Source organism: Vibrio minamisatsumaniensis (genome assembly GCF_050337445.1).
Classification (GTDB): domain Bacteria; phylum Pseudomonadota; class Gammaproteobacteria; order Enterobacterales; family Vibrionaceae; genus Vibrio; species Vibrio artabrorum.
The window spans coordinates 1-4,189 of the sequence record NZ_JAKJSY010000144.1 but is presented as its reverse complement, the minus strand read 5'-3'; the positions used below and the strand labels follow the sequence as shown (position 1 = coordinate 4,189).

Genomic DNA, 4,189 nt, shown 5'->3' with positions numbered 1-4,189 from the left:
AAAGACTACCGAGATTTAATCGCAGCTCATAATCTAAAACAAAGCATGAGTAGGAAGGGGAATTGTTGGGATAACGCCTGTGTTGAAAGCTTTTTCCACTCAATGAAAGTAGAAGCCGTCCAATACGAGCCGATAATGACCCGAGAAGAGATGCGCCAAGCGCTTTTTGAATACATTGAAGTTGATTATAATCGAACAAGAAGGCACAGTGCTCTTGGGTATCTAAGCCCAGTTAACTTTGAAAAACAATATGTAGCTTAATGCGGTGTCCAGTCTAACTGGAGCAGATCACTCTTGCTGGTTCTGTGACAATCGCCGTGTAGTGCAATGCTCTATCTAAACTTGTAGCCATTTCAGTGTTGATATGGTTCTGATAATCTTTAAATCCTTTAGACCCACACCAGTTCAGGTAGTGAACTGTTTCGTTTTTTTTATCTACTTTTTCAATCCGGTATTTTATGCGCTGCTTTGTCAATAAAGTTTGTTCTGCTGTTACTCTATTTGGCGATGCCATTGCTAGCGCAGCCATTGTACAGGTGAAGCTATCACGGTGATGTAGTGCTAAGTTCGTGAATGTTTGTCTATCTTCATTGGTGTATTGTGGAATTACATCATTGAATATAGCCCCCAATGCTATTAGTGCTTTTTCATCGGGAATTTTGCTTTTTTCAGCATTTAAAGCGTCATCACAATTCATGGTTCTAGTAGATTTGACGACTGTTGGGATTACAGGGGTACAACTGACAGGAAGCATCTTGTATTTACGTAACCAGTTAAAAAACGAGTAAAGTGGCGAAGGGTTTTTAATATTATAAATTACGCGTTGGATTTCATCGAGACTGGTAGATGCTACATTGTCACTAAGAGCAGATATAAACTGTCTTGAGGCGGTGACTTTGCCTCTTTTATTGTTATCGGATATGTTTTCGCTTAATACGTCGAGTGTGTAGGCAAAAATTAAATGATGTGCTTCTATATCTAATCGATCGGCTTGCGTGAAAGTCGATTTTATACTCGCATTAGGTTGATTAAGATTGTTGAATAAGAAGTTAATTTTAGTGCCCCATGAATAGGTGAAAGTGACAGCAATGTCATCCCAAGTAGCTTGATCCCCTTTTGAGTTACTGAATCCAGTTAAAGGTTGCTTCTTTTTTTCTCTAACATATGCACGTTGGTTTTTGATATATCGGTTTAGTGTATTCAATCATGGCCTCGAAGTTTTGCTGTATTTCTTTCATTACAAACAGATATTGTTGCTCTAATGTAAATGATTATCATCTGTAGTCGGTTGACTGTAGCAGGATGTCCAGACTGACTGTTGAGGGCTAATTTTTGTTCAGCTTTATCTAAGTATTGTTGGTGGTTTGCAGTTTCCAATGGTCTAAAGTTACCACAAGGGTAGCATGCCATTGGAGCCCCTCCTTTTGATTGGCAACTGGTGCAGTTTGCAGGGTTTATTTGATACCCAATCTCTTCTTCGAAAGGGCTTTTAACACTAAAGTCAGGATCCTTTTTAAGTTCTTTAACTGAATTTCTATCAAAGCGTTGAATTATATTATTCCCTGCGTAAGCTTGGTCTATCATGACACGTTCTCGTGTTTTTAAATCTAAATATGGTAGGATTGCTGCGATAGTTACTCCAGTAATCATTGCTATTTGTGCGGGGCTCAATCCCATCCATACTGCCAGAGATAGTTGGGTATGCCTCCACCTATTATTACTCAGCTTCAATGGTTTATTAGAAATACGGTCACTTTCTACATTTAGTCTTGAATAAAATAGATTGGTGATGTTATTTGTGAGTGAACCTGACGTCAGATGATATGCATTTGATGTATCACTAACAGTACAAAATAGTTCTGATTTTGATTGAAACGTAGAAGAGAAAAGACTCTGGTCTGGTAATAGAGGCAAGCGCTTTATTAATTCGGTAATTTCTTCATCGGTTAGCGTAATGTTCTTCTGGAGTAGTGATTGGGAAAGTTCTGTTCTATAGGACTGATAATATCTCAGTATTAAATCTGATAAGTCAGGGCTCAAGCGATGTGAGCGTGGTTCTACATTACCTCGAAATTGGTCATCCTTGCCCTTGAAGGTTCGAAGGTGTAATTGTTCAATATCTGAAAAGAGATGTTGTGTAACTGGATTCCAAGTGCGACTACTCTCTTTATGGGGCCTGAATTCTTCACCAACTGGTAAAAAATCACACCATTTGATTTGTATCAGTTGGGTGGGGCGCCTGACTATTGCTAGCATTAATTGACAGGCAATAACATTTCTAATTCGGATAATGGGCCGTGGCTTTATAGCTTGGTTATCCAACGCTTGCAAAGTCTCAATTCGTATTGCTTCCAATAGATTATTATGTTCTGTGCTGCTGTAGGCTCCAGTTTCATCGTCAAAAATACCTTTTATTACACCAGTACGCCCTAAGGCTTCATTCTTAATAGCTTCGTATAAAGGGGTTAGTGATATTGACTCATACTCGCCTTTACGCCAACAAAATGCACGAAGCGCATCACGAACTGTTTTTTTATAGGTATCTAGAGTTAACCACCACGCTCTAAACTCATAGACGTTGAGGTACTTGATAATGGTTTTTAGTGTACTAACATGACCATTTATGGACTTGTACGCATAATGTTTGGCTGCATGTGCGATAGTTAACCGCAGATCTAGACTGATTTTGGTATTGACATCTAAGGTATTAATCCAGGCAAGGTATAAATAGTTTTTATAACCTAGCTCCCAAGTATCTGAAAATACGTCAAAAGAGTACCCATCTTTTTTGGCGTTGAATATACGTTCACCATCGTATTCGTTTATTAAAGTTGCAATATGATTATCATTCATGAACGCCTCTGAAATTCGGAACAGCTTTCGATTGAGTTTTAGATGAGAAATTAGCAACGGTGACTGCCAATTGATATTCGTTATACACGGATGCCATTTTCGAGTCTTCAACCCAGCCCATTGCATACTTGCGTAAATCTTCAATTTTTTCAGGTGTTAACCCATGTTCTCTCGCCCTATCTTCAAAAACTTCGTTCCACTTATGACGAAGCTTGTGAGGGTGAAGCTTGATACCTAATGCCTCACCAAATTTATCTACGATTTTGTGAATGGATTTATAAGTGAGAGGTTGCCCTGATGTCGTCCCTTTTTCTGAGATGAACACAAAGTCATGTTCACGTGCGGTTGGGTTTTCTGTTCGCACAGTTTGTATGTAGAGCTTGATAAGCTTTATTAACTTTGAGGAAATAGAAACCGATAGCGCTTTGGTTTTATTTGATGGGCGTTCTAACCTTGGATCAGTCGGATCATTAGGGGTTCTGGTCAATAAGAAGCGAGGGTTATCCCAATCATCAATCAAATCACTGATTTTTAGCTTTAAAATTGCACCAACACGAACCCCTGTGTCAATTAGGATTTGCATGATGATTTGGTTTCTTAATTTGCTGGATTTAAATGGGTTCTCAGGTGAACTCTCTTTGATGATTTCAAGCAAATAAAAGAATTTATCTGAGGGTATGACTGACTCAAATGCATCTTTAACAATGGTGTTATTTTTACGTGTCCTGCTAATAAACGTGTTGATGTATAACTTAAATTTGTTGAACTGCTCGTCCACTCTGGCTTGAGTATTAGTTGGCTCTTGATCATAGTGGTGGCAAACGAACAAGTATTCGATATAAGCTCTAAGTCGAATTAAGCGTTGACGTAATGTGTGTGCAGAAACTTGTGGTTGGCTATGTGAAGTTGCATGGATGGCATCTCTTATGCGCTTGTCAGAAATTGTTACAATATTACTTTCATCAATAGTGCCTTCATCAGCATAAAGCTTGCACGTTCTAACAAAATCATCGACCTCTTGCCTTGAAAGAAACTCACCAGAGCTGACACGCTCAACAAGATCGATACCTTGCTTGATAAAATAACAGTATAAAAATTTTAACTCGTAGGCATATTTTTTTAGTGTATGAAAAGCTGGAGTGCTTGCATTATTCTTTCCTGTCGAAAGTGGAGAGTTATGGTTTCCGTTAAGATAAGCATTAAGGTACAAGCAAGCGGGAAATACACTAGATCTTACAATGAGGGGGAAGCTGTACCCATCGGTATCGTTATAGGTTTTTACTGCAACATTTTTACTTAATTCATTCATTACAAAATCACAAGTCAGTTACACACC

The 4,189-nt window shown here is 38.6% G+C and carries 4 protein-coding genes; 1 reads left to right on the top strand and 3 read right to left on the bottom strand.

Going from position 1 to position 4,189, the window contains the following annotated elements; all coding sequences use genetic code 11:
- Positions 1-261, top strand: a 261-nt coding sequence (locus tag L4B77_RS19535) for an IS3 family transposase (RefSeq protein WP_429748332.1), incomplete at its 5' end; no start/stop codon positions are given.
- Positions 262-274: 13 nt separating this feature from the next.
- Here L4B77_RS19535 and L4B77_RS19530 read toward each other — a convergent pair.
- The 3 genes from L4B77_RS19530 to L4B77_RS19520 are packed head-to-tail and all read right to left on the bottom strand — an operon-like array spanning position 275 to position 4,162.
- Complete coding sequence (locus L4B77_RS19530) at positions 275-1,204, bottom strand: hypothetical protein (RefSeq protein ID WP_429752494.1); 930 nt, start codon at positions 1,202-1,204, stop codon at positions 275-277.
- Positions 1,201-2,853 carry a hypothetical protein gene (locus tag L4B77_RS19525; protein ID WP_429752492.1) on the bottom strand — a complete coding sequence of 551 codons (1,653 nt, stop codon included), beginning with the start codon at positions 2,851-2,853 and terminating at the stop codon, positions 1,201-1,203. Before L4B77_RS19525 ends, L4B77_RS19530 begins: the two co-directional genes overlap by 4 nt.
- Positions 2,846-4,162, bottom strand: coding sequence for a tyrosine-type recombinase/integrase (locus tag L4B77_RS19520; RefSeq protein ID WP_429752490.1), 1,317 nt, complete (start codon positions 4,160-4,162; stop codon positions 2,846-2,848). Before L4B77_RS19520 ends, L4B77_RS19525 begins: the two co-directional genes overlap by 8 nt.
- Positions 4,163-4,189 lie beyond the last annotated feature (27 nt).

Excerpts from the sequence above, each read along its gene's own strand:
- L4B77_RS19525 (WP_429752492.1), bottom strand. The coding sequence starts at position 2,853 with ATGAATGATAATCATATTGCAACTTTAATAAACGAATACGATGGTGAA.
- L4B77_RS19520 (WP_429752490.1), bottom strand. The coding sequence starts at position 4,162 with ATGAATGAATTAAGTAAAAATGTTGCAGTAAAAACCTATAACGATACC.